Origin of the sequence: Pseudomonas sp. PSKL.D1, from assembly GCF_028898945.1 — a bacterium.
Classification (GTDB): domain Bacteria; phylum Pseudomonadota; class Gammaproteobacteria; order Pseudomonadales; family Pseudomonadaceae; genus Aquipseudomonas.
Genome location: NZ_CP118607.1, coordinates 452,802 through 476,268, shown reverse-complemented (window position 1 = coordinate 476,268; position 23,467 = coordinate 452,802). Strand labels below are relative to the sequence as shown.

Genomic DNA, 23,467 nt, shown 5'->3' with positions numbered 1-23,467 from the left:
GCGCGACCCCCTCGCTGCCAAGGCGTGGCAGATAGTTACTACGCCGCGCCGCTGCGACTGAGGATAGTGCAAACGGTCCAAACCCAATCAAGGACCATTGCATGACACCCGTTAATGAAAGCAAGGCCAGCCTCCATTTCACTACAGTCGAAAACAAGATGCCGAAGTGGATGCAGACAGCGACAGCGCAGACCTTTCAGGCGATCCGCGACGCACTTGCAAATACCCCGCACACGCTTGAACAAGCCTGCCGAGACTACCCGGCCGTGGCCAACGCACTGGCCCAGGAGCACCAGCACTACCGCGACAACAAGCAAGCGGTTCATCAACTGTTCAGGCACTTGCCGTCGCTTGTAACCTTTGCCACCCAATTGCTGACCGACGCTATCAAGCACAATTTCCAGCTGGATGTGGACGTAGAGCGGACTTACCTGTTCGACGCAGTCGGCTACGCTCACCAGCGCCAGCAAGGTGCTGCCGAGCCTGGGCAGTTCGTCAAGTCGTTGAAGCACCACGCCTTGCAGAACTTCGAAGCCTCGGCAATCCAACCGGGCGGGCTGGATGTGCCAACACCGCAGATGCGCTCGGTCATCCTCGACCATCGCGGATACCAGAAAGGCCCGCCATTCGACAATGTGGTGAACATCGATCCGGCAGCATTCGCCGCGCTGTGCAGGGAGTTGGACATCGGCGGCAAGTATTTCGCCATGCTGGACAAGATCTATTACCCGGAGCCCGCAGCCGGTGAGACGCCGCAAGAAGCACAAATGCCGGTTGCCGACACGCTCAGCGCGCTGGAGCTTTCGGCTTTCAGGCAAAGCCTGCATCTTGCCTTTCTCCGGGGAGCGATCAGCAGGGCCAGCTACGATGCTGTGCTGAGCACCCCGCTGGAGGTAAAGGAAGACCCCGCGCAGCCGCAGGCAACCTTCAGCTTCCTGACGCTGTGGGGCGTTGAACTGACGGGCATGTTGCTGATCACCTTCGCCCGCAGCCTGCCGGCGTCTGGCGAGGCGTTGCTGTATACGCCTCAGGACAACGAAACCCCTCTGCGCGAGTACTCATCGTTCGAGACACTGCGTAACGATTTGCGCGACCGCGTGCAACAGAACCTGGCAGTGATTGCCGGGCACATTCCCGACGCCAGCAAGACCAACCTGCTCGGCAAACTGCAAGACCATCTGTTGCCGCTGACTTTCACCCTGAAGAACATCTACGAGCGTGTTGCCGACCCACACGCGGTGCTGCCAATCACACCGCGCAATCTGAGCTACCCGTTAGGCGCCGAGCTGATTTACCAGGCATTCATCCGGCATCGGGATGACGCCTTGTTCCATGCCGTACCCACTAAGGCCATGGATGCAAAAACCTTCAAGGAACGCTTGGCTTACTTTGAATCGCTGGCCTTCGATGCACTCAATCTGGTGGGCTTCGTGCTACCCGAGGTTGGGGCATTCATGCTGGCCGTATCCACCCTGCAATTAGGTTATGAGGTGTACGAAGGCATCGAGAGCTGGTCGAACGACGACAGGCACCAGGCCTTCCAGTACATGGTGGATGTACTGGAGAACGTGGCGATGATGGTGATTGCCGCTGCCGGTAGCAAAGCCCTGATGGCTGAACTTCGTGAAGCCGCGCTCAAGCGCCTGCCGGTGGAAGCCCCCTCCTTCATCGAGGAGCTTGAAGACGTCGAACTGCCCAACGGTGACCAGCGCCTGTGGCGGCCTGACCTGGCGCCTTACGTCCAGGAGCAGTCACTCCCGGCGGATGCCAGCCCCGACGCAATGGGGTTTTATCACCACGGCGGCAAGAAATGGCTTGTACTGGAGGGTAAAACCTATGCGGTCAGGACTTCATCCGCCTCAGGCACCTACCACCTGGAACACCCCCGCCGAGCCAACGCCTACGCGCCGCCCTTGCGCCATAACGACGAAGGCGCCTGGCTGCATGGCCTGGACCGGCCACGGGAGTGGCAAACCGTGCAACTGTTCGGGCGGCTAGGGCCAATGGGCGCAACTTTCGATGAAGCCACTGCGCTGCGAATTCTGGCGGTCAGCGGCATAGACGAAGGCATGCTGCGTAGAGTCCTGAGCGAGAGCGAACAGCTCCCTGCCCTGCTGAAGGATACGATGCAACGCTTCAGGCTGGATCAGGAAGTCATGCAAACGTTCGCCGAAGCCTCGCCAGCGACGCGCTACGCCGAGTTCGAGGCGCGCTATCGTCAGTTGCCGGCCAGCGAAGGTAGCGGGGCTGCCGTGATTCAGCGCATCTATCCCAAACTGCCCGCCGTGGTGATCGACGAACTGCTAGGCAACGCTTCTCAGGCTGAACAGCAGATGCTGGTCGGTGGCAAAATTCCCAAGCGCATCGGTGACGAGGTGCGCCACTTCCAGCAACAGTTACGCCTGTCCCGAGCCTACGAGGGGCTGTTCCTCAAGTGCGTGGACAACCCCGACACCGAGCGCCTGATGCTGCACGCGCTGCAACAAGTGCCAGGCTGGTCGGAAAGTACCGCCATTGAGCTACGCAAAGGTACCCTTGCAGCTGAACGGGTTGACGGTATCGGCCCTGAAGATTCGACTCCCCACGTGATCAAACGCACCTCAAGCGGTTATGAAGTGGTGCCTGGGCAACTCACGCATGCAACCCTTTTCGACGCCGTGTTGGCGGCCCTGCCTGACGAACAGCGCCAGCACCTGGCGACTGCGGGTATCAGCGACGGGCCGACCCTGAGCGACCAGGCTACCCAGCTGCCGCTCCTGCCCCGCTGGGCATTACGCAAGGCCCTCAACATGCAGCGTCCAGGCCCAAGGTCACCGATGCGGCTGGCTGACGGGCGTATCGGCTACCGCTTGAGCGGGGGCAAGGGCTTTGGCTCGGGTGTGAGCCGCACCAATCTGCTGCATCAGCTCAACGACCTTACCCTGGCCCCGGAATTCACCGTGACTTCCGAAGCCATACTGACAGCGCTGGAAGCAGCTGGCAGGTCCCCGGAGCAAATTCAGGACCGGATCAGACAACTGTTTGCCGAGCGCAGGGAGCTGCAAGCGAGCCTCGACGCACCTGGCCCCGGCCTTGTCACCGGCTTTGGCGCGCGGGCGGCAAACCGGGCCGAAATCGAAGCTGCGCTCTGGGACCACTGGATTCACAACGCCGTACCAGAGCTGGGCGAGTCTCTAGGCACCTTGCGGCTTCAGAACATGTTCATCGCCGAATTCCCCGAACAGTTGCCAGAGTTCATTTCATCGCGAATGCGTCGCCTGCAGTTGCAAAACATCTCGCTTGATCATGCGGGGGACGGGTCACTGAGCTGGGAACATTTCGAAGCTCAATTGAACAATGTGTTCCGGCACTTTCCCAACCTGGACAGCCTTGAAGTCGATCGCGGCTATGGCCCCAACCTGCAAGCTTCCGAATTCGCCAACAGCATTCCGTTGATTATCAGGAGCTTCCCGCACCTGAGCGAGCTGAGGTTCGTTAACCAGAATGCAGCGCTCTACCCTCTGGACATCGACCGCCTGGCCTCCCGCTCGTACCTCACCCGGCTGGACCTGAGCGGCAATCGCTTCGACTCACAAGCCAGGTTTACCTTCCCTGACTGGCAGCTCGAGTACCTGGGGCTGGACCGGATGGCCATAGAGCGCTGGCCACTCTGGCTCAACGAACAGTCACTTCAACGCGTTCAGGAATTATCGCTGCGCGAGAACCTGCTGACTGTGATTCCTCATTACCTTGAAGAAAACACAATTGGCAACGGGCCCCACACATTGATCTCGCTGGAGGAAAACCCGATCCTGCCAAACCAGTTGCGCAACCTGCACCTGATTCAGGACGGGCAGCGGCGCCGCTTCAGTTTCAATCTGGACTTGCCTCCAAGCCTGGAAGCAAGGCTTACAGGGCTGCAGGACGAACGCCGTCAGCTTCACGATGCGGTTGATCATTGGGCCAATGCCTCAAGCTCTTCAGCCCCTCTGACCGAACAAACCCGTCGCGACCGCACCCTGATCGGCCAGTCGATTCTGGATTTCTGGCTCCAGCGGGTCCGTGGCCTGAACTTCGCAACCCTGCATGTGGAGGGTGTTGCGCTGAGCGACTTCCCGCCCCGCCTGCCCCCATTCTTCTACAACTACCTTGAACACCTCAGGCTGCGAAGAGTGGCGGCTACCCCTGAAGCGTTGAATGCATTGATTGTCTCTGCCCCCATGCTCAGATCGCTGACGCTCGAAGGGCACGTGCAACCCATGCGGACTTTGCCCTCGGCATTGGTCAACTCCAGAATCAACGAGCTCTATCTGCGCGAACAAGGCCTGATGGTCGATCAACAAACACTGGACAGTTTGGCAGGCATGCGCGAGCTGATTGCCCTTGATCTGTCCGGCAACCATTTTGCGCCGGCACTGCATAGCCCCGCCGACATTCATCGCCCTCTGCAGCGGCTATCCCTTCGCAATGCTGGCCTGCAACGGTGGCCTGAGTGGCTGGACGACTGGATGCCGCTGCACGTGCTCGATCTGGACGATAACCAGCTCACCGAACTACCGGAGCACATTCTGCAAAACCCGGAAAGCCATGATGGCTTTACCTCCATATCACTTGCAGACAACCCACTGAACGATGAAACGCTGCGCCGTGCGCACCTCTCACACGGCCGGCACCGCCGCTACACCTTCGACCTGGACCTGACCCCCGAGCTGCTGACCCTCATGCCACCCGACTACTTGATCAGCAGTGACACCGGAAGCAGTACTGATAGCAGCCCGGGCAGCACCGGCAGTACGGCAAGCCTGCACCGGCACAGCCCAGTGCCTTGGGCGCCGGGTGACATTCCGGATGTTAGCCGATGGCTGACTGCCGATATGGGCGAAACCGTGGTCGCAAGCCGTCGAAGTGCCTGGGAAACGTTGCAGCAGGGCGCAGAGGCCAGCGACTTGCTGGCCCTGGCGGGGCGTTTGACGCAATCGGCGCCTTACCGCAACGCAACGGGTCGCAGCTCATTTATCGAGCGGCTTTGGGAGGTCCTGCAGTATGCGGCGGAACATCGCGAGCAACGCCTGCTCTTCAATGGCATGGCACAGGATGCCGCGGCCAATCGCACTTGCCACGACGGCGCATTGCTGGTGTTCAAGCAGATCGAAGAGCAACTGCTGGTCAGCAGGATGGCTGCCATATCGCCACAAGACGGCGAAGGCGACACCCTGTACCGCTTGACCCGTCGTCTCTTCCGGCAAAACAGGATCGATGAAATTGCCCGGCTCAAGGCCGAGGCGGATACCGAGATCGATGAGGCCGAGGTCCGGCTGGCGTATCAGCGCAGGCTCGCAACGGCGCTGGATTTGCAGGCGCCTGCTGATCACATGCTGTATGAGAGCGCCGCCAGGCTGCAGCGCGGAGAGCTGGAAAATGTCGAGCGGCAAGTGCGCGAGGCAGAGGCTGGCGAGGCTTTCCTGGCGTTCGCCGAGGACCTTGAGCTTTGGGTGAACCACCTGCGCGCAACGCATGCAGAACGGTTCCAGCAGCTCAAGGCCAACTACCTGGATCGCGAGGCGGCGCTGTTCGAACAGCACCCGGATGAATCGATCGATGCACTGGCCCCCCAGATGCAAGCGCTGCAGGAGCAATGGAAGCAAGAGGAGCGCGCGCTGATTCGTGAACTCACCAACCATGCAGGCAAAGATCTGCCCTGAAGCCTGGAGCACCGGGGCCGTAGAGAGGCCCCGGGCACTTTCATTTGCCGTAACGCTCCCGGCCCCAGGCAAGCAGTGCCTCCAGCAGGTTTTTCAGTACCGCCTGGGTTGGCTGCGCCAGGTCTTCGCGGTAGCTGAAAGGGTTTACCTCTTCCATGTAGGTGCTCTGCGCCAACTCCAGCTGCACCGCATGGACATGGTCATGTGGGGCACCGTAATGGCGAGTGATGTGCCCGCCCTTGAATCGCCCATTGAGTACGTGGCTGTACGCCTCGGTTTCAGCGCACACGCCCTGCAGACGATTGGCCAGCTCCGGGTCGCAACTGGCGCCATTGAAAGTGCCCAGGTTGAAATCCGGCAGCTTGCCGTCGAACAGGTGCGGTATCAGCGAGCGGATCGAGTGGGCGTCCCACAGCAGGGCATAGCCGTGCAACGCTCGTAGACGTGCCAACTCGTTTCGAAGGGTATCGTGGTAGGGCCGCCAGATGTGCTCAAGGTAGGTCGCCCGCTCGTCTGCCGAAGGTGCTTGCCCGTCCTTGAACAGCGGTTGCCCCTCAAACAACGTGGCAGGGTAAAGCCCTGTGGTGGCCCCGGCATACAAGGGCTTGTCATCATCCGGACGGTTAAGGTCGATCACGAAACGCGAATACTCTGCCGCCACAACGCTTGCACCCAGCTCACGGGCAAAATCGTACAGTCTCGGGATATGCCAGTCGGTATCGGGCAGGCTGCGCGCAGCGTCGACCAGCCCTTCCTGCACCGCCGGGGTCAGTTTCAGGCCCGCATGGGGCATGCTGATCAGCAGGGGCAAACAGCCCTGGTGGAAGCTCAGTACCTTGTCCATTCTGCCTCGCTCAATTGGAGATCTCGTTACCCTTGCGCACCACGCGCTTGGGCAAGTCGCCGCCCAGCCAGTAGGCCAGGTCGGCAGGGCGCTCGATTTGCCAGGCCACGAAGTCCGCCACCTTGCCGGTTTCCAGCGAACCGTGGCTGTCGCCCATGCCCAATGCGGTGGCGGCATGCACGGTGACACCGGCCAAGGCCTCTTCCGGGGTCATGCGGAACAACGTGCAGCCCATGTTCAACATCAGGCGCAACGAAAGGCCCGGCGAAGTGCCGGGGTTGAGGTCGCTGGCCAGGGCAATCTTCACGTTGTGTCTGCGCAGAGCGTCCATCGGTGGCAGCTGGGTTTCGCGCAAGAAGTAGAAGGCACCTGGCAACAGCACTGCCACGGTGCCTGCCTGGGCCATGGCAATGGCATCTTCTTCGGTCATGAACTCCAGATGGTCGGCAGACAGCGCCTGGTACCGGGCCGCCAGGCTGGAACCGTGCAGCGACGAAAGCTGCTCGGCATGCAATTTGACCGGCAGGCTCAACTCACGCGCCTTTATGAACAGCCGCTCGACCTGAGCAGGGGAAAACGCAAGGTGCTCGCAGAACGCATCCACGGCATCCACTAGCCCTTCCTCGGCCAATGCCGGGAGCATCTCGTCACAGATGTGCGCGATGTAGTCGTCCGGCCGGCCCGCATACTCGGGAGGCAACGCGTGTGCTGCCAGGCAGGTGGCACGCACGGCGAGTGGCAGTTCGTCGGCCAGACGCCGGGCCACACGCAACATCTTGCGCTCGTTGGCCAGGTCCAGGCCGTAGCCGGACTTGATCTCGATCGTGGTCACGCCGTCGCGCATCAGTGCCTGCACGCGCTGGCGGGCGCTGACGAACAGTTCGTCCTCGCTGGCGGCGCGGGTGGCCCGCACAGTGCTGGCGATGCCGCCGCCCTGGGCGGCGATTTCGGCGTAGCTTACGCCCTGCAGCCGTTGTTCGAATTCCCCGCTGCGGTTGCCGCCGAACACCGCGTGGGTGTGGCAGTCGATCAGGCCGGGGGTGACCCAGGCGCCGTTGAGGTCAACCGTGCGGGCGATTTCCAACGTCGGCAGGTCGGTACGCGGGCCGATCCATTCGATCAGGCCGGCGTTGGTGACGATGGCGGCATCCTCGATGGTCGAGTAGCTGCCATAGGCCATGGTAGCGGCGTGGCAGTGTTGCCATAGGGTTCTCATACACAAACTCCGATGTTCGATCTCTGACCGCGTTGGGTTCATCGCGGATGAATCAGCAGGGACATGTGGGAGCGGCTTTAGCCGCGAACACCGGCAAAGCCGGTGCCAGGCACCGCGTCGCCTGCTTCGCGGCTAAAGCCGCTCCCACAGGAAACGCGACACACTTGCAGCCACAGCGATCACCGCAGGTAACGCGCTCACAAGCTTGGCAGTACGCCAGCGGGCAACAGCCCGGTCAGCTTGCCTTCAGCCAGCAAGGCACTGGCGACCTCGATATCCGGCGAGAAGAAACGATCACGATCGTAGTGCGGTACCTCGCGGCGCAGCACCTGGCGCGCCTGCTCCAGCTTCGGCGAGGTTTTCAGCCCTTCGCGCAGGTCCAGGCCCTGGCAAGCCCCCAGCCATTCGATGGCCAGTACGCCACGGGTGTTCTCGGCCATTTCCCACAGCCGTTTGCCTGCCGCCGGGGCCATGGACACGTGATCTTCCTGGTTGGCCGACGTCGGAAGGCTGTCGACGCTGTGCGGGTGCGACAGGGCCTTGTTCTCGCTGGCCAGTGCAGCTGCGGTCACCTGGGCGATCATGAAGCCGGAGTTGACCCCGCCGTTTTCCACCAGGAATGGCGGCAGTTGCGACATGTGCTTGTCCATCATCAACGAGATGCGGCGTTCGCTGAGCGCACCGATTTCGGCAATGGCCAGCGCCAGGTTGTCAGCCGCCATTGCCACCGGCTCGGCATGGAAGTTACCGCCGGAAATCACATCACCTTCGGCAGCGAAAACCAGCGGGTTGTCGGAAACGGCATTGGCCTCGATGCCCAGCACTTCGGCGGCCTGACGCAGCTGGGTCAGGCAGGCGCCCATGACTTGCGGCTGGCAGCGCAGGGAATACGGGTCCTGAACCTTGCCGCAGTTCTGGTGCGAACGCGACACTTCGGTGGAGTCGCTCAGCAGGTCACGGAAGCACGCCGCTGTGTCGATCTGCCCACGCTGGCCACGAGCGGCGTGGATGCGGGCGTCGAACGGCGCACGCGAACCCAGGGCGGCTTCCACGGTCAGGCCACCGCAGGCAATGGCAGCGGCAAACAGGTCTTCGGCCTGGAACAGCCCGCGCAGGGCATAGGCGGTAGAGGCCTGGGTGCCGTTGAGCAGCGCCAGCCCTTCCTTCGCAGCCAGGGTTAGTGGCTCCAGGCCGGCAACCGCCAGTGCTTCATTGGCCGGGAGCCATTCGCCCTGATAACGCGCCTTGCCCTCGCCCAGCAGCACCAGCGACATGTGTGCCAGCGGCGCCAGGTCACCGGACGCTCCGACCGAGCCCTTCAGCGGAATATGCGGATAGACCTCGGCATTGACCAGTGCGATCAACGCATCGATGACCTTGCGGCGAATGCCGGAAAAACCCCTGCTGAGGCTATTGATCTTGAGCACCATGATCAACCGCACCATGGCGTCGTCCAGCGGCGCGCCAATACCCGCTGCGTGGGACAACACCAGCGAGCGCTGCAGGTTTTCCAGGTCGTGACTGGCAATGCGGGTCGAGGCCAGCAGGCCAAAGCCGGTGTTGATGCCATAGGCGGTACGGTCTTCGGCAATGATGCGCTCGACGCAGGCCACGCTGGCGTCAATGCCTGCAGCGGCGCTGGCATCCAGGCCCAGGTGCAGCGGCGCGGCATGAATACGGCGCAGCTGGGCCAGGGTCAAGCTGCCGGGGATGAGATTGAGGGCTTCCATGAGCAGGGCTCCTTTCTATATTTCAGTTCAGCGCAGGCAGCACAGGCTGCGGCGCTTTGAGCAAAGTAGCGGCGAGTGCGATATCCGGCGCCAGCCAACGGTCCTGCACGTAGGCAGGCACCTGCTCGCGCAGCAGCCGCCAGGCCGCATCGGTACCGGCGCCAAAGCGTTGGTCCTTCAGAAACTCGAACGCCTGGGCGGCCAGCAGATACTCGATGGCGAGGATCTGGGTGCAGTTTTCCAGCACCTGATGCAGCTTGAGTGCGGCATTGGTGCCCATACTCAGATGATCTTCCTGCAGGCCCGAGGTGACGTAGTTGTCGAGCACCGCCGGCTGCGCCAGCTGGCGGTTCTGCGCGCACAGCGAGGCCGCGACATACTGGGCGATCATCATCCCGGAGTTGACCCCGGGGTTGCTCACCAGAAATGCCGGCAGGCCACTGACGTGCGGGTTGACGAGGCGGTCAAGGCGACGCTCGGCAATGGCTCCGATTTCGGCCATGGCGATGGCCAGAAGATCGCTAGCCATGGCCACCGACTGGCCGTGGGGGTTGGCTTGGGACATCACGCGGAAGCTGTCCGGCGTGCCCAGCAGCAACGGGTTGTCATTGGCGCCGTTGAGTTCGGCCACGATCTGTTGCGCGGCATGGGCCAGCTGATCACGGGCGGCGCCGTGCACCTGCGGGATGGAGCGGATGCTCAAGGCGTCCTGCGTGCGGATGCCCTTGCTGGAGGCGATCACTTGGCTGTCGGCGAGCAAGGCGCGCAGGTTTTCGCCAGTTTGTTGCATGCCCGGGTGCGGCTTGAGGGCAATGATTTCTGGGTCAAAAGCAGCTATTTGCCCGCGCAAGGCTTCAAAACTCATGGCACCGATCACGTCGGCCCATTGCAGAAGGCGGTTGGCGTCATCCAGGGCCAGGCAGGCCAGGCCGGTCATGCACGGGGTGCCATTGACCAGGCACAAACCGTCTTTGGCACCCAACTGCACCGGTGCGAGGCCCTCGGCCTCCAACGCCTGCGCGGCCTCGACGATCTGCCCGCGGTAGCTGACCTTGCCGATGCCAAGCAGGCACACACCCACGTGAGCCATATGGGTCAGGTACCCGACCGAACCTTGGGATGGCACTTGCGGCGTGATGCCGTGGTTGAGCAACGCCAGCAACGCCGCGACCACCCGGCGGTGGATACCGGACTTGCCGTGGCTGTAGTTGGCGATGGCGGCACAGATGATCGCCCGAATCTGCTCGTCGGGCAGTGCCGGGCCAACCCCACAGGCGTGACTGAGCAGCGTATTGCGCGACAACTCGCTGAGCTGCTCGGCCTGCAATGAAACGTTGCACAGCGCACCGAGCCCAGTGTTGACGCCATAGGCGCGCTCACCGCTTTCAACGATGCGCTGCACGATGGCCTGGGCATTGTCGATACGCGCCCACACCAGCGGTGCCAGTTCCAGGCGCGCACCTTGGCGGGCCACGGCGGCGATATCCTGCCAGCGTAATGCGCCGCCAGTGAAAACCACGGTTTCAGCGTTGGACATGGCGCTCCTCATACCGCGACCGCGCGGCGCTGGACGAAGCGGTCGACGTATTCGTCGGCCGGGTTGTGCAGGATCTGCTGCGGCGTGCCGACCTGAATCAGCCGGCCATCCTTCAAAATCGCGATGCGGTTGCCGATGCGCACGGCTTCATCCAGGTCATGGGTGATGAACACGATGGTCTTGTGCAGAGTCTTTTGCAGCTCCAGCAACTGGTCCTGCATTTCGGCGCGGATCAAGGGGTCGAGGGCGCTGAAAGCCTCGTCCATCAGGATGATGTCGGTGTCGGCCGCCAATGCCCGGGCCAGGCCCACGCGCTGGCGCATGCCACCGGAAAGCTGATGCGGGTACTTTTTCTCGTAGCCCTTCAGGCCCACGGTTTCAATCCACTGCTGGGCACGTTCGGCACACAGTTGCTTGCTCTCGCCACGCACCTTCAGGCCGTAAGCGACGTTATCCAGCACATTGCGGTGCGGCAGCAGGCCGAAGCTCTGGAACACCATGCTGATTTTGCGCCGGCGAAATTCGCGCAGTGCTTCCATGTCGTACTGCAGGATGTCTTCACCGTCGACCAGGATTTGCCCGCTGGTGGGGTCGATCAGGCGATTGAAGTGACGCACCAGGGTCGACTTGCCCGAACCGGACAAGCCCATGATGACGAAGATCTCGCCACTGCCGATGGACAGCGACAAGTCGTTGACCCCCACCACGCAGCCGGTCTGCGCCAGTACCTGCTCCTTGCCCTGCTGGTTGCGGATCAACTGCAAGGCCTCTTCGGCGCGCTCACCGAAGATCTTGAAGACGTTCTTCACTTCGATCTTGCTGACGGGTTGCGTGCTCATTGGCTCACCTCATGGCGTGGCCGGCCATAGGCCTGGGTAATGCGGTCGATCACCACCGCAAGAATGACGATTGCCAGGCCCGCCTCGAGGCCGCGGCCGACGTTGAGGGTCTGGATGCCTACCAGCACGTCCTCGCCCAGGCCACGGGCGCCGATCATCGAGGCAATCACCACCATCGACAGGGCCATCATGGTGGTCTGGTTGATGCCGGCCATGATGCTTGGCAGGGCCAGGGGCAGTTGCACCCCGAACAGTTGCTGCCAGCGGTTGGCGCCGAAGGCATTGATTGCCTCCATGACCTCGCCGTCAACCTGACGAATGCCCAGGTCGGTCAGGCGGATCAGCGGCGGCGCGGCGTAGATCACGGTGGCGAAGATCGCCGGCACCTTGCCCAGGCCAAACAGCATCAGCACCGGGATCAGGTACACGAAGCTGGGCATGGTCTGCATGATGTCCAGCAGCGGCATCAGCACCGAACGCAGGCGGTTGCTGCGCGCCGACAGGATACCCAGCGGGATGCCCACCAGCACCGAGATCAGCGTGGCTACCAGCATCAAGGCCAGGGTTTGCATCAGCTTGTCCCACAGGCCGACGGCGCCGACCAGGAACAGCAGGCCTATGATCACCAGGGTCGGCAGAATGCGGCGGGTGGCGTGCCAGGCAATCAACCCCACCACGGCCAGCATCAGCCACCAGGGTGTGGCCCGCAGTACGCCCTCAAGGCTGACGATGGCCCATAGCAGGGTGTCGGAAATGTGCCGGAACACATCGCCATAATTGGTCACCAGGGCATCGACCCAACCATTGACCCAGTCGGCGATCGAGAATGTCAGGTTGTCAGGAAACATAGGTTCCACTCATCCGCAAGGGCGCTCAGAGCGCCGCGTTGATCTTCTTGGCAGCATCTTCGCTGACCCACGCCTGCCACACTTCAGGATGTTCCTTGAGGAACGCCTTGGCCAGTGCGGGCGACTCGATCCGATCCTTGGTCATGCGTGCCAGGTTCTGGTTTAGCAGGTCGATCGGCAGGTTGACCTTCTCCAGCACCGCGACCAGTTCCGGGGCTTGCTCGTGGAAGGTTTTCGACAGGCCGACCTTGATCGACACGGACTTGTCCACGCCTGCTTTTTCCTGCAGTTTGACCAGGTCCACCTGCCCCATCAGCGGGGTTGGGGTCCAGTAGTAGAAGAGAATAGGCTCGCCGCGCTTGTAGCTCGACAGCACGGCAGCATCCAGCGCCGGGCCGGTGCCGGGGCGGAAGTTGGTGTAGCTGCTTTCCAGGCCGTAGTCCTTGAGCATCTGGCTGTTGTCCAGCTCGCAGGTCCAACCGGCCGGGCAGTTGTAGAAGCGGCCTTTGCCTGGCTCTTCCTGGTCCTTGAAGACAGCGGAGTACTTAGCCAGGTCGGCGATGCTTTTCAGCTCCGGCGCCTTGGCTTCGAGCTTGCGCTTGGCGTCGCCTTCGATCACGTAGCGGGGCACGTACCAGCCTTCTTCGGCGCCCACCACCGGGGCGCCAACGCCTACCACCTTGCCGGCGGCTTCGGCTTTTTTCCAGACCTCGCTGCGGCCCACCCACTCTTCGGCGAACACCTGGATATCGTTGGTGCCCAGGGCGTTTTCCATGGTGATGGAGTTGCCGGGCAGGCTGTCGGTTTCGCAGCCGTAGCCGTTTTTCAGCACGAATTGCATCACGTCGGTCAGCAGCATGCCGCTTTCCCAGTTCAGGCCGGCAAATTTCACCGGCTTGCCAGACTCGCACCAGCCGGCAGCCTGGCTGCTGCCAGCGGCGCCGAGCAGGCCCAGGGCGAACAACGAGGCGAGCAGGGTCTTGTTGGTTTTCATTGCGTGACGCTCCCAAACTTGAAAATGGAATACGGCAGGGTTTGGAAAGGGGGGCCGCGTTGCGGCCCATCGCGGCGGTCCGACGTTTCGGTGAATCCGCTCCTACTGTAGGAGCGGTTTTAACCGCGATGGGCCGCAACGCGGCCCCAACGGCTCATCAGCCAGTAATCATCGGCAGGTTCAACCCCTGCTCTTTCGCGCACTCAATGGCAATTTCATAACCGGCATCCGCATGGCGCATCACCCCGGTGGCCGGGTCATTGGTCAGCACCCGGGCAATGCGCTCGGCCGCTTCATCGGTGCCGTCACACACAATCACCATGCCAGAGTGCTGCGAGAAGCCCATGCCCACGCCGCCGCCATGGTGCAGCGATACCCAGGTGGCACCGCTGGCGGTGTTCAGCAAGGCGTTGAGCAGCGGCCAGTCAGACACAGCATCCGAGCCGTCGCGCATGGCTTCGGTTTCACGGTTGGGGCTGGATACCGAGCCCGAGTCCAAGTGGTCACGGCCAATCACGATCGGCGCCGACAGCTCGCCGCTGCGCACCATTTCGTTGAACGCCAGGCCCAGCTTGGCGCGCAGGCCCAGGCCAACCCAGCAGATACGTGCCGGCAGGCCCTGGAAGCTGATGCGCTCACGGGCCATATCCAGCCAACGGTGCAGGTGAGCGTCGTCGGGGATCAGTTCCTTGACCTTGGCGTCGGTCTTGTAGATGTCCTGCGCATCGCCCGACAACGCCGCCCAGCGGAACGGGCCAATGCCGCGGCAGAACAGCGGGCGGATGTAGGCTGGCACGAAGCCCGGGAAGTCGAAGGCATTGGCAACGCCCTCTTCCTTGGCCATCTGGCGAATATTGTTGCCGTAGTCGAAAGTCGGCACGCCCTGCTTCTGGAAGTCCAGCATGGCCTGCACGTGCACGGCCATGGATTGCTTGGCGGCTTTGACCACGGCCGCCGGTTCGGTCTGCGCGCGGTCGCGGTACTGCTCCCAGGTCCAGCCGGCTGGCAGGTAGCCGTTGAGCGGGTCGTGGGCGCTGGTCTGGTCGGTAACCATGTCTGGGCGCACGCCACGCTTGACCAGCTCTGGCAACACCTCAGCGGCGTTGCCGTGCAGGGCGATGGAGATGGCCTTGCCTTCGGCGGTGTACTTGGCGATACGGGCCAGCGCGTCATCCAGGTCGGTGGCCTGCTCATCGACGTAGCGGGTTTGCAGGCGGAAGTCGATGCGGCTCTGCTGGCACTCGATGTTCAGCGAGCAGGCGCCAGCCAGGGTCGCGGCCAAAGGCTGGGCGCCGCCCATGCCACCAAGGCCGGCGGTCAGTACCCACTTGCCTTTGAGGCTGCCGTTGTAGTGCTGGCGGCCAGCCTCGACGAAAGTTTCGTAGGTGCCCTGGACGATGCCCTGGCTACCGATGTAGATCCAGCTGCCGGCGGTCATCTGGCCGTACATGGCCAGGCCCTTGGCGTCGAGCTCGTTGAAGTGCTCCCAGTTGGCCCAGTGCGGCACCAGGTTGGAGTTGGCGATCAGCACGCGCGGGGCATTGGCGTGGGTCTTGAACACACCCACTGGCTTGCCCGACTGTACCAGCAAGGTTTCGTCATCATTCAGGTTGGTCAGGCTCTCGACGATCTTGTCGTAGCAGGCCCAGTTGCGTGCGGCGCGGCCAATGCCGCCGTAAACCACCAGTTCTTTGGGGTTTTCGGCAACTTGTGGGTCGAGGTTGTTCATCAACATGCGCAGCGGGGCTTCGGTCAGCCAGCTTTTGGCCGTCAGCTTGTTGCCACGCGGGGCGCGGATCTCGACGTCACGGAATTTGTTCAGCTTGTTGTCAGTCACGAAAGTGCTCCTCGGGTGCGTACAGCGCGATTGGGGACGGCCTATCCACTTTCGCGCACTTGGCTTTACTTGTACATACAAGCATATGCAATTGAATTGCCAAGTTGAGGGCCTGAGTGGTTAAACGAGATGTGAAGCAGGATTGAAGGCCTTGAGAATCAAGGGCTACAGAAACGGGAAAATTTCTTTGGGATGATCAGGAAAGGGATTACAGGGCTGGAAGGCATTGCGCCATCCTGGGGCGTTCGGTAACAACGTGTCCCGTTTCGAGGCGTTACCGGGGTAATAGCCAAGTGAGATTTTTTGTGGGAGCGGGTTCACCCGCCAATGCGATGTTGAACCCAACGACGCCTTCGCGGGTAAATCGCAGCGGCGAACCGCCGCTCCCACAGGGCGCTCTAGATTCGATGTGTTGCGCCGGTCAGCTCGATGACGCAACAGCGGCCCAGCACTTCGATTTCCTGCAAGCGGTCGTTACCGCTCAACTGCAGGCAGTCATACCTGCCCAGCGAATGTGATTGCCCCTGAATGCTCACCTGCAACTCCGCCTGGGCACTGAACACCAGCACCGTTTCGGCCGCGCTGAACAACCGGCTTCCCCCGTTGAACCACTGCAACCGCGCCCGGTAACGCCCCGGCGCATAGATCAGGTTGAAATCGCGAATCGGCCCGCCCAGCAGATTACAATTCACCTGGCTCTCGCCATCGAAGGCGTAGGCGTCGAATGGCAGCAGCGGCCGGCTTTGCTCACCATCCACCGTCAAACGCATGCCGTCACCCTGCAACACGGTGATGATGCGCTGGTAACCGGCAAAACTGGAAAACCCCCCGGAGGCCTCGATGTCGGCAATCGACAGACGCCAGCCAAACCCATCCAGCCCATCGCCGGCATCACGGGTGATTTCCTCGGTAAAGCCGCCGCCGTTCTTCCACGGCATGCGCGGGTAATCCTTGGCACGCAACCACTGCAACTGGCTCATTTGCTGAAACGTCCTTCCAGGCGATGACGGGAACCGGGGTGGATCAAACGTGCTGCCGTCACCGGCTGACGGCCGGACCAGGTGCGGCGACGGATCAGCAGGCAAGGCTCGCCCCGCTCAATCTGCAGCAGCTTGCACTCGTCCGGGTCGGCAAGGATCGCCTCGACCACGTGCTCACCTTCGGTCAACGGTGCGACTTGTGACAAATACGCGTAAGGCGTCTGCCGGGTGAAATCCTGCTTGAGGTAATCCGGGGCAATCAGCGCATTGACGTAGCGGTCTTCGATTTGCACCGGCACGCCGTTTTCGTAATGCACGATCAACGAATGGAACACCCGCTGGCCTTCGCGCATGTCCAGCGCCAACGCACGCTCGGAGCCTGCCGCTTCTTCAGCCAGGGTGATGACCTGGCAGCTATGCTGATGGCCACGAGCGGCGATTTCGTCGGCAATGTTGTGTACTTCAAACAACGCTGAGCGGGTCTTGGGTTCGGCCACGAAAGTGCCGACGCCCTGCATGCGCACCAGCAGCCCCTCGGCCGTTAGCTCACGCAACGCACGGTTGATGGTCATGCGGCTGAAACCCAGCTCGCTGACCAGCTCGCTTTCCGAAGGTACCCGGTGGTGCGGCGGCCAGCTGCCGTTTTCGATCTGCTGGACAATCATCAGCTTGACCCGGGCGTACAGCGGCGCCGGCCCTTCGCCCATCTGGGCCACCAGCACGGAGACAGGAGGTGTCGGCACGGCATTGATCCTTGTGCGAATTGATTGAGCGGTAGCTTGCCGGAGTTTACCCGGCAGGCAAACGGCTGTATATGTATATACAAGCTGAACACTAACAGGATAGCCCAATGCCCGCCTACTTCGCCGAACGCGCCCTCCTGCCCAGCGGTTGGGCCAACAATGTCCGCCTGGAGGTGGCAGATGATGGCCACTTGGCGTTGATCCAGGCCGATGCCAGTGCCGAGAGAGCCGAGCGACTAAACGGCCCGTTGTTGCCGGGCATGCCCAACTTGCATTCTCACGCGTTCCAGCGGGCAATGGCGGGCTTGGCGGAAGTGGCAGGCAACCCCAACGACAGCTTCTGGACTTGGCGCGACCTGATGTATCGGCTGGTAGGCAAAGTAAGCCCGGATCAGATGGAGGTCATTGCCCGGCAGCTTTACATCGAGATGCTCAAGGCCGGGTACACGTCGGTGGCAGAGTTCCACTATGTGCACCATGACGTTTCGGGCCAGCCCTACGCCGACCCTGCCGAATTGTCCCGGCGCATCAGCGCCGCTGCCGCCAGCAGCGGCATCGGCCTGACCCTGTTGCCGGTGCTCTACAGCCACTCGGGTTTTGGCGGCCAGGCGCCCAATGATGGGCAACGGCGCTTCATCAACTCCACTGAGCACTACCTGAAACTGCAGGCCCAGCTCACACCACTGCTGGCCGCGCAGCCTGCGCAGCAAGTGGGCCTGTGCTTCCACTCCCTGCGGGCAGTCACCCCTGAGCAAATCGCCGAGGTACTGGCCGCCAGCAGCAAACACTGCCCGGTTCACATTCACATCGCCGAACAGCAAAAGGAGGTCGACGACTGCCTGGCCTGGAGCGGCCTGCGCCCGTTGCAGTGGCTGTATCGCCATGTGGATGTCGACGCGCGCTGGTGCCTGGTGCACGCCACCCATGCCGAGGCGGACGAAGTGGCGGCGATGGCACGCAGCGGCGCAGTGGCGGGGTTGTGCCTGACCACCGAAGCCAACCTGGGTGACGGTATCTTCCCTGCCGTGGACTTTCTGGCCCAAGGCGGGCGAATGGGCATTGGCTCGGACAGCCATGTTTCACTGAGCGTGGTCGAAGAACTGCGTTGGCTGGAGTATGGCCAGCGCTTGCGGGACCAACGGCGTAACCGGCTGTACCGTGAGGATCAGCCGATGGTCGGGCGCACGCTGTATGACGCTGCACTCGCCGGTGGCGCCCAGGCACTTGGGCAAGCAGTCGGTGAGCTGGCGGTGGGCAAGCGTGCCGATTGGTTGGTGCTGGATGGGGCTGACCCGTATATCGCCATGGCGGATGGGGATGCAATTCTCAACCGCTGGCTGTTTGCCGGTGGAGACCGTCAGGTGCGGGATGTGATGGTCAACGGGCAGTGGGTGGTGCGCCAGGGGCGGCACGAGCATGACGAAGAAAGCGGGCGGGCGTTCGTTGGTGTTTTGAGACAGCTGCTGGGCTGAGAAGTTGGGGCCGCTTTGCGGCCCCATTCAATTCAATGCATCTGCACAATCTGCTTGTCTGCGGTACGCCAGATCAACCGACTGGTGTCATACCCCTGCTGACGCGCCTTGGACAACAAGCTCTCTCGCTCCCAGGCTGGCAGGCTTGGTGTGCGCGAAAGAATCCACAGGTACTTGCGGTCCGGGCTGCCGACGATGGCCGTGCGGTAGTGATCGTCCACGTACAGAATCCAGTACTCGCCACGCGCCACGCCCGGTACCAGCTGAGTGAACCAGTTGTTGAACTCCACCCACAGCCTGTCGGTGTGCCCCGGCTCCTGAATGTTCGCGTGCCCCTCGGCGCGCAGCCATTCATCGCCAATGGTGCGGCAGCGGTTAAGCACGCCGTACGAGCCATCCGGCTTGAGGTTGTAATGTGCCTCGGACTGGGCACATTCGCTTTGATACGGCATCGGCAAACGTGCCAGCTCGTACCATTTGCCCTGGTAACGCTTGAGGTCGACGTTGCCGGCGGTCTTCGGGGCCAGCGGGTCGTTCGAAGAGGTGGCGCAGCCACCCAGCAGCATTACCAGGCACAACCCCAGCAGCAGGTGCAGACGCCTCATTTGAGGCCCTGCCCGGAATACATCAGCACTTTGTCGGCCGCGTACTGAACGCTGATGAAACTCTTCTCGTCCCCCCAGGTGCAACTGCTCATGCCCAGCGCGCCAGAGCACTCCTTGGGCGTGCCAAGCAGTTGCTCGACCTCAGCCTTGTTCATACCGGCCTTGAGCTTGGAATAGTTTTCCTGATTGATCTTGCTGCACGCAGTCAGGACGACGCACAAGGACAACAGGGCGAGGGAACGCAACGACATGAAGGGTCACTCCTGAAAGATGGATACAGGCGAGTGGCCTGCAGTGACCTTCGACGGGAAAATCCCTCCCGGGTTCCCTGCCACCCCCCCTTTCGTTCAACACCGTTGGTCGGCTGGCACTGCGCAAACGATTAAGGTTTTGCCGCGCCGGGTCGACACAGCGTGCACGCTGTGGCGCATCGCCACGGCAACCCACCTCCGCCTTGCCTTGTGCAGACATAAAAATGACCAAGAACCTGAAGTTCAGCCACAAGATCCTGCTGGCCGCCGCCCTCGTGGTGGCCGTTGCCTTTACCTGTTTCGTGCTGTTCAACGACTACCGCCAACGCCAGTCCCTGCGTAACGACACACAGACCAACCTGCAGGAGCTGGGCAGCCTTACCGCCGGCAACATCCGCAACTGGCTCGATAGCCGCATCCAGTTGCTCGACTCGCTGGCCCAGCAAATTGCCATCGATGGCCCGGCCAAGGCCAGCCTCGACCGCAGCCTGGCCCTGCCGGTGTATGCCAGCAATTTCCAGCTCACCTACTTTGGCGGCCAGGACGGCAGCATGCAGTCAGTGCCCGCAGGCAACCGCGCTGCCGATTACGACCCGCGTGCGCGCGGCTGGTACAAGGCCGCCAGCGCCGGCACCCGCACCATCGTGACCGAACCCTACATTTCGGCATCGGCCGGCAAGCTGGTGATCACCCTCGCCACACCGGTGCAACAGGCAGGCCGCCTGATGGGCGTTAGCGGGGTCGACACTGACCTGCAGACCATCAGCAACCTGATCAATGCCCTCGACTTCGATGGCCACGGCCACGCCTTCATCGTCAACGGTGAAGGCAAGATCCTCATCCACCCCAAAGCCGAACTGGCACTCAAAACCCTGGCCGACGTGTACCCGAGCAACACCCCCCACATCAGCAACGGCATGAAGGAAGTCGAACTGGACGGGCGCAAGCAGTTCATCAACTTCACCCATGTCGACGGCGTGCCCTCGGCTGACTGGTACGTGGCCCTGGTGGTCGACCAGGATGCGGCGTTCGCCATGCTGGGTGAGCTGCGCACCTCGGCCGTCGTCGCGACACTGATTGCGGTAGTGGCCATCATTGCCCTGCTCGGCCTGCTGATCCGCGTGCTGATGGAGCCGCTGCACCTGATGGGCCGCGCCATGCACGACATCGCCGAAGGCGAAGGCGACCTGACCCGGCGCCTGGTCATTCATGCCCAGGACGAGTTTGGGAGCCTCGGGAAGTCGTTCAACCGCTTCGTGGAGCGTATTCACGAGTCGATCCGCGAAGTGGCTTCGGCCACCGGCCAAGTGAATGCGGTGGCCGCACAGGTTGTGACTGCTTCCAATGCCTCGATCCATAACGCCGACCAGCAATCCAGCCGTACCAGCAGCGTGGCGGCCGCCATTAACCAGCTGGGGGCTGCCGCCCAGGAAATTGCCCAGAACGCAGCGCTGGCGTCGCAACACTCCAGCGAAGCCCGTGGCTTGGCCGAAGATGGCCAGCAAGTGGTCGGGCGCACCATTGACGTAATGCACCAGCTATCGGCGCGCATCAGCGATTCGTGTGGCAACATCGAAACGCTCAATGCCCACACCGCCAACATCGGGCAAATTCTGGATGTGATCAGCGGCATTTCCCAGCAAACCAACTTGCTGGCGCTGAACGCTGCGATCGAAGCAGCCCGCGCAGGTGAAGCCGGGCGTGGGTTTGCCGTGGTTGCTGACGAAGTCCGCAACCTGGCGCACCGCACCCAGGAGTCGGCGCAGCAAGTGCAGCAGCTGATTGAAGAGCTGCAAGCCGGCGCCCAGATGGCGGTCAGCACCATGAACCAGAGCCGTCAGCACAGCGACCACAGCGTGGGCATCGCCAACCAGGCCGGCGAGCGACTGGGCAGCGTGACTCAGCGCATTGGCGAGATCGATGGCATGAACCAGTCTGTGGCCACCGCCACCGAAGAGCAGACGGCCGTGGTCGAGTCGATCAATGTCGACATTACCGAGATCAATACGCTGAATCAGGAAGGGGTGCAGAACCTGCAGAGCACCTTGCGTGCCTGCAACGACCTGGAGCTTCAGGTCGGGCGGTTGAAGCATTTGGTGGGGAGTTTCCGGATTTGAGATCGCTGGGGCCGCTTTGCGGCCCTTTCCGACCGGTCCGGCGTCCCGGCAAGGCCGCTCCTACAGGTGAATGCATTTCCCTGTAGGAGCGGCCTTGCGGTTCAGAACCGAGAGCCAGGCTCCAGCAAAAAGTCCATCTCTTCACTGGTACTAGGCCGGCCCAGCACCAGATTGCGATGCGGGAACCGCCCAAACCGGGCAATCACCCGCTGATGCTGCTCGGCGTAATCCAGAAACCCCTCGAACAACCGGCGGTTCGCCTCGGGCTGCTCATCCAGCAGCATCTGGTAACGCTCGACACTCAGGTTCTGCCAGTCCAGCACCTCGGCATGCTCAAGCACCAGCAGCACGAACACCCGCTGGATCGGCAGCAGCTGGTAATCCCAGCCCTTCTGCAAACCCTGCATCGCCACCACCTGGGCACGCCGGTCACCCTCGAAGGCGCGCGGCGTGTCGCGGTAAAGCATGCGCGGCAACTGGTCCAGCAGAATCAGCAGGCCCAGCCAGCCCTGCGGGCTTTGCTGCCACTCGTCGAGCCCACCCGCCAGGGCGTGCTCGACCAGCTCGCCAAACACCGCGTGGGCCTCGGCATCGTGGTGCTTGCCGAACCACAACGTGCTCTTCTCGTCAGCCACGGCCTGGGCACTGGTGCCCCAACCGAACCACCACTCCAGCAACGGCTGCCAAGGTGCAAGCATGGTTTACTCCTTGTGATACGCGGTAACGCGCTCTACCTCTTCCTTCGAGCCGAGGATCACCGACACGCGCTGGTGCAGGCTCTCTGGCTTGATGTCGAGGATGCGATCGTAACCGTTGGTGGAGGCGCCGCCAGCCTGTTCGATGATGAACGACATCGGGTTGGCTTCGTACATCAGGCGCAGTTTGCCCGGCTTGCTAGGCTCGCGGGCATCGCGAGGGTACATGAACAGGCCGCCACGGGTGAGGATACGGTGCACGTCGGCCACCATCGAGGCGATCCAACGCATGTTGTAGTTCTTTTTCAGCGGCCCGGTTTCACCGGCCAGCAACTCGCCCACGTAACGCTGCACCGGGGCTTCCCAGTGACGCTGGTTGGACATGTTGATGGCGAATTCTGCGGTGGTTTCCGGTACGCGAATGTTTTCGTGGGTCAGAACGAAGCTGCCCAGTTCGCGGTCCAGGGTAAAGCCCTTGACGCCGTTGCCCAGGGTCAGGATCAGCATGGTCTGCGGGCCATAGATGGCGTAACCAGCGGCAACCTGCTGGGTGCCTGGCTGCAGGAAGGCGTTTTCGTTCAGGGTTTCGTTCTGGCTCAGGTACTCGTTAGGGCAACGCAGAACCGAGAAGATGGTGCCGACCGACACGTTGACGTCGATGTTGGACGAGCCGTCCAGCGGGTCGAATACCAGCAGGTAGGCGCCTTTCGGATATTTGCCCGGGATCTGGTAGGCATTGTCCATTTCTTCGGACGCCATGCCGGCCAGGTGGCCGCCCCACTCGTTGGCTTCGAGCAGGATGTCGTTGGAGATCACGTCCAGCTTCTTCTGAACCTCGCCCTGCACGTTTTCGGTGCCCATGCTGCCCAGCACGCCGCCGAGGGCGCCTTTGGACACGTGGTGGCTGATTTCCTTGCACGCACGCGCCACCACTTCGATCAGGAAGCGCAGATCGGCAGGGGTATTGTTGCTGCGGGTCTGCTCAATCAGATAGCGACTAAGGGTAACGCGGGACATGTATGGCTCCGAAAGGATTGGGGGAGAAAAACCCCCGCAGTTTACAGGGAGAGTTGCGAGC

The 23,467-nt window shown here is 62.1% G+C and carries 17 protein-coding genes and 1 pseudogene; 4 read left to right on the top strand and 14 right to left on the bottom strand.

All coding sequences use genetic code 11. The features are described 5' to 3' along the window. The first annotated feature begins 101 nt into the window (after positions 1–101). Positions 102–5,681: an NEL-type E3 ubiquitin ligase domain-containing protein gene (locus tag PVV54_RS01975; RefSeq protein WP_274908353.1), complete on the top strand. Its 5,580-nt coding sequence runs from the start codon at positions 102–104 to the stop codon at positions 5,679–5,681. Between the two features lie 40 nt (positions 5,682–5,721). Here PVV54_RS01975 and hutG read toward each other — a convergent pair whose 3' ends face one another. The 10 genes from hutG to hutC all read right to left on the bottom strand — a co-directional run bounded on the left by hutG (position 5,722) and on the right by hutC (position 17,213). Beyond that, complete coding sequence (gene hutG / locus PVV54_RS01970; RefSeq protein WP_274908352.1) at positions 5,722–6,525, bottom strand: N-formylglutamate deformylase; 804 nt, start codon at positions 6,523–6,525, stop codon at positions 5,722–5,724. Between the two features lie 10 nt (positions 6,526–6,535). Further along, on the bottom strand, positions 6,536–7,741 hold the full coding sequence (gene hutI / locus PVV54_RS01965) for an imidazolonepropionase (RefSeq protein WP_274908351.1): 1,206 nt from the start codon (positions 7,739–7,741) through the stop codon (positions 6,536–6,538). A 197-nt stretch (positions 7,742–7,938) separates the two neighbouring features. Continuing rightward, the gene (gene hutH, locus PVV54_RS01960) at positions 7,939–9,471 is read right to left on the bottom strand and encodes a histidine ammonia-lyase (RefSeq protein WP_274908350.1); all 1,533 of its coding nucleotides are present in this window, start codon (positions 9,469–9,471) and stop codon (positions 7,939–7,941) included. Between the two features lie 22 nt (positions 9,472–9,493). Continuing rightward, on the bottom strand, positions 9,494–11,008 hold the full coding sequence (locus PVV54_RS01955; protein ID WP_274908349.1) for an HAL/PAL/TAL family ammonia-lyase: 1,515 nt from the start codon (positions 11,006–11,008) through the stop codon (positions 9,494–9,496). Between the two features lie 8 nt (positions 11,009–11,016). Then, on the bottom strand, positions 11,017–11,847 hold the full coding sequence (locus tag PVV54_RS01950; protein ID WP_274908348.1) for a quaternary amine ABC transporter ATP-binding protein: 831 nt from the start codon (positions 11,845–11,847) through the stop codon (positions 11,017–11,019). Further along, positions 11,844–12,695 (bottom strand): ABC transporter permease, encoded by an 852-nt coding sequence (locus PVV54_RS01945; RefSeq protein WP_274908347.1) that lies wholly within the window; start codon positions 12,693–12,695, stop codon positions 11,844–11,846. The genes PVV54_RS01950 and PVV54_RS01945 overlap by 4 nt, the downstream gene beginning before the upstream one ends. A 25-nt stretch (positions 12,696–12,720) precedes the next feature. Further along, positions 12,721–13,689 (bottom strand): ABC transporter substrate-binding protein, encoded by a 969-nt coding sequence (locus PVV54_RS01940; protein WP_274908346.1) that lies wholly within the window; start codon positions 13,687–13,689, stop codon positions 12,721–12,723. Positions 13,690–13,846: 157 nt separating this feature from the next. After that, positions 13,847–15,526 carry a urocanate hydratase gene (gene hutU / locus PVV54_RS01935; protein WP_274908345.1) on the bottom strand — a complete coding sequence of 560 codons (1,680 nt, stop codon included), beginning with the start codon at positions 15,524–15,526 and terminating at the stop codon, positions 13,847–13,849. A 398-nt stretch (positions 15,527–15,924) separates the two neighbouring features. After that, a complete protein-coding gene (locus PVV54_RS01930; RefSeq protein WP_274908344.1) occupies positions 15,925–16,506 on the bottom strand; it encodes a HutD/Ves family protein in 582 nt (193 codons plus the stop codon). Further along, positions 16,503–17,213 carry a histidine utilization repressor gene (gene hutC, locus PVV54_RS01925; RefSeq protein ID WP_274910370.1) on the bottom strand — a complete coding sequence of 237 codons (711 nt, stop codon included), beginning with the start codon at positions 17,211–17,213 and terminating at the stop codon, positions 16,503–16,505. The genes PVV54_RS01930 and hutC overlap by 4 nt, the downstream gene beginning before the upstream one ends. Positions 17,214–17,356: 143 nt before the next feature. Here hutC and PVV54_RS01920 point away from each other — a divergent pair, with 143 nt between their 5' ends. After that, positions 17,357–18,721, top strand: coding sequence for a formimidoylglutamate deiminase (locus tag PVV54_RS01920; protein WP_274908343.1), 1,365 nt, complete (start codon positions 17,357–17,359; stop codon positions 18,719–18,721). Between the two features lie 32 nt (positions 18,722–18,753). On the opposite strand, the gene PVV54_RS01915 is transcribed toward PVV54_RS01920, so the two are convergent. Together PVV54_RS01915 and bamE are read right to left on the bottom strand one after the other, a co-directional pair. Beyond that, complete coding sequence (locus PVV54_RS01915) at positions 18,754–19,326, bottom strand: lipocalin family protein (RefSeq protein ID WP_274908342.1); 573 nt, start codon at positions 19,324–19,326, stop codon at positions 18,754–18,756. Then, positions 19,323–19,577, bottom strand: coding sequence for an outer membrane protein assembly factor BamE domain-containing protein (gene bamE, locus PVV54_RS01910; RefSeq protein ID WP_011536093.1), 255 nt, complete (start codon positions 19,575–19,577; stop codon positions 19,323–19,325). The genes PVV54_RS01915 and bamE overlap by 4 nt, the downstream gene beginning before the upstream one ends. Before the next feature lie 224 nt (positions 19,578–19,801). Between bamE and PVV54_RS26530 the strand changes: the two are divergent. Then, positions 19,802–20,839, top strand: a pseudogene (locus tag PVV54_RS26530) (cache domain-containing protein); the annotation flags it as partial. Further along, on the top strand, positions 20,834–21,694 hold the full coding sequence (locus PVV54_RS26525; RefSeq protein WP_446731448.1) for a methyl-accepting chemotaxis protein: 861 nt from the start codon (positions 20,834–20,836) through the stop codon (positions 21,692–21,694). The pseudogene PVV54_RS26530 and the gene PVV54_RS26525, both read left to right, overlap by 6 nt. A gap of 101 nt (positions 21,695–21,795) precedes the next feature. Here PVV54_RS26525 and PVV54_RS01900 read toward each other — a convergent pair whose 3' ends face one another. Next, a complete protein-coding gene (locus tag PVV54_RS01900) occupies positions 21,796–22,392 on the bottom strand; it encodes a DUF924 family protein (protein ID WP_274908340.1) in 597 nt (198 codons plus the stop codon). 3 nt (positions 22,393–22,395) lie between these two features. Next, entirely contained in the window at positions 22,396–23,406 is a 1,011-nt protein-coding gene (locus tag PVV54_RS01895) for a class 1 fructose-bisphosphatase (protein ID WP_009681216.1), read from the bottom strand. Between the last annotated feature and the right edge of the window lie 61 nt (positions 23,407–23,467).

Bases quoted from the DNA above. Each gene is read 5' to 3' on its own strand.
- PVV54_RS01895 (WP_009681216.1), bottom strand. From the start codon at position 23,406: ATGTCCCGCGTTACCCTTAGTCGCTATCTGATTGAGCAGACCCGCAGC.
- PVV54_RS01915 (WP_274908342.1), bottom strand. From the start codon at position 19,326: ATGAGGCGTCTGCACCTGCTGCTGGGGTTGTGCCTGGTAATGCTGCTG.
- PVV54_RS01945 (WP_274908347.1), bottom strand. From the start codon at position 12,695: ATGTTTCCTGACAACCTGACATTCTCGATCGCCGACTGGGTCAATGGT.
- hutI (WP_274908351.1), bottom strand. From the start codon at position 7,741: ATGAGAACCCTATGGCAACACTGCCACGCCGCTACCATGGCCTATGGC.
- PVV54_RS01920 (WP_274908343.1), top strand. From the start codon at position 17,357: ATGCCCGCCTACTTCGCCGAACGCGCCCTCCTGCCCAGCGGTTGGGCC.
- hutG (WP_274908352.1), bottom strand. From the start codon at position 6,525: ATGGACAAGGTACTGAGCTTCCACCAGGGCTGTTTGCCCCTGCTGATC.
- PVV54_RS01930 (WP_274908344.1), bottom strand. From the start codon at position 16,506: ATGAGCCAGTTGCAGTGGTTGCGTGCCAAGGATTACCCGCGCATGCCG.
- PVV54_RS01940 (WP_274908346.1), bottom strand. From the start codon at position 13,689: ATGAAAACCAACAAGACCCTGCTCGCCTCGTTGTTCGCCCTGGGCCTG.
- hutC (WP_274910370.1), bottom strand. From the start codon at position 17,213: ATGGGCGAAGGGCCGGCGCCGCTGTACGCCCGGGTCAAGCTGATGATT.
- bamE (WP_011536093.1), bottom strand. From the start codon at position 19,577: ATGTCGTTGCGTTCCCTCGCCCTGTTGTCCTTGTGCGTCGTCCTGACT.
- PVV54_RS01955 (WP_274908349.1), bottom strand. From the start codon at position 11,008: ATGTCCAACGCTGAAACCGTGGTTTTCACTGGCGGCGCATTACGCTGG.
- PVV54_RS01900 (WP_274908340.1), bottom strand. From the start codon at position 22,392: ATGCTTGCACCTTGGCAGCCGTTGCTGGAGTGGTGGTTCGGTTGGGGC.
- PVV54_RS01950 (WP_274908348.1), bottom strand. From the start codon at position 11,847: ATGAGCACGCAACCCGTCAGCAAGATCGAAGTGAAGAACGTCTTCAAG.
- hutH (WP_274908350.1), bottom strand. From the start codon at position 9,471: ATGGAAGCCCTCAATCTCATCCCCGGCAGCTTGACCCTGGCCCAGCTG.
- PVV54_RS01975 (WP_274908353.1), top strand. From the start codon at position 102: ATGACACCCGTTAATGAAAGCAAGGCCAGCCTCCATTTCACTACAGTC.